The sequence below is a fragment of the Arthrobacter sp. GCM10027362 genome (assembly GCF_042679445.1).
In the GTDB taxonomy this organism is placed as follows: Bacteria; Actinomycetota; Actinomycetes; order Actinomycetales; family Micrococcaceae; genus Crystallibacter.
The window spans coordinates 1-992 of the sequence record NZ_JBHTML010000398.1; the positions used below are offsets into that span (position 1 = coordinate 1).

Sequence of the window (992 nt, forward strand, 5' to 3'; positions counted from 1 at the left end):
AGGAGGACGCCATCCTCGCGCTGCTGGACGGGCGCGGCGTGCAGTACACCACCTGGGAGGGCTGGCTGAAGCTGGACTCCCACGAGCTCGGCCTTGGCGCCGCCTTCGCCGGCGGCGAGGACATGCCCGCCGTGGCCCGCGAACGCGTCAAGGTGGTCCCGCGGGCCCAGATGGTCGAAATCTCCCGCGATTGAGCGGGAGCGCCCCAGGGGAGCTGCCAGGGGTCCCGTGCGGGGATGACGGCGAACGCTAGCGGTTGACGTAGAAGCTGAGCACGTCGCCGCCGGGCAGTTCGAGGCGTACCTTGTCCGCACGCACCGCCACCACCCGCGAGCCCGGGTAGGTGCGCTGCAGGCTCCGGACCAGCCGCCTGGTCTCAGCCGTGCCGCCCTCGCCTGCGGCGGACCGCCCGGCCTGCCGCGCTGCGCCCCGCCGGAACAGAGACCATGTGAACGCCACAATGTCCATCCTTGGATTGATGGGTTGGCCGCGGCAGGTATCGGCCGCCGCAGTGGGACCGTTCCCCGCAGTCCTTGGACCAGTATGGGCTGTCGGGTGGCGCACGTCACGGCGGCATGCCGCAGCGGGCCGGAAAAGATATTCTGGGCCTCACCCGCAGGCAAGGAACCGAGGAGCATATGGCCCGGCCGCAGAATCCGCAGCGCAAGCCGCAGCTGCTCGCCGACATCCTGAACTACCTCAAGGACAGGTCCTTGGCGGACGTGTCCTTCCGCAGCCTCGCCGAGGGCCTGGGAATCAGCAGCTACATGCTGGTCTACCATTTCGGGCACCGGGACCAGCTCATTGCCGAAATCACCGACCGGCTCCAGGCCGGGCGCGGCTGGGGCCTGCCCGCGGAGATTTCCGCGCTGGGGCCGGCGGAGTTCCGTGAGAGCCTGCGCCGGTTCTGGCGCTCGTCGCTGGCGCAGCGCAGCAGCCAGCGGCTCGGTTTCGAAGCCGCCGTCCGCCGCCCGGCCGACGACGGCGGCAGC

1 protein-coding gene and 2 pseudogenes are annotated in these 992 nt (G+C 70.7%); 2 read left to right on the plus strand and 1 reads right to left on the minus strand.

Annotation, left to right across the window (positions count from 1 at the left end; all coding sequences use genetic code 11):
• Positions 1 to 194, plus strand: a pseudogene (locus ACFQ36_RS22945) (pyridine nucleotide-disulfide oxidoreductase); the annotation flags it as partial.
• Between the two features lie 55 nt (positions 195 to 249).
• On the opposite strand, the gene ACFQ36_RS22950 reads toward ACFQ36_RS22945, so the two are convergent.
• A complete protein-coding gene (locus tag ACFQ36_RS22950) occupies positions 250 to 459 on the minus strand; it encodes a hypothetical protein (protein ID WP_377017902.1) in 210 nt (69 codons plus the stop codon).
• Between the two features lie 179 nt (positions 460 to 638).
• On the opposite strand from ACFQ36_RS22950, the pseudogene ACFQ36_RS22955 reads away from it, so the two are divergent.
• A pseudogene (locus ACFQ36_RS22955) lies at positions 639 to 992 on the plus strand (TetR/AcrR family transcriptional regulator); the annotation flags it as partial.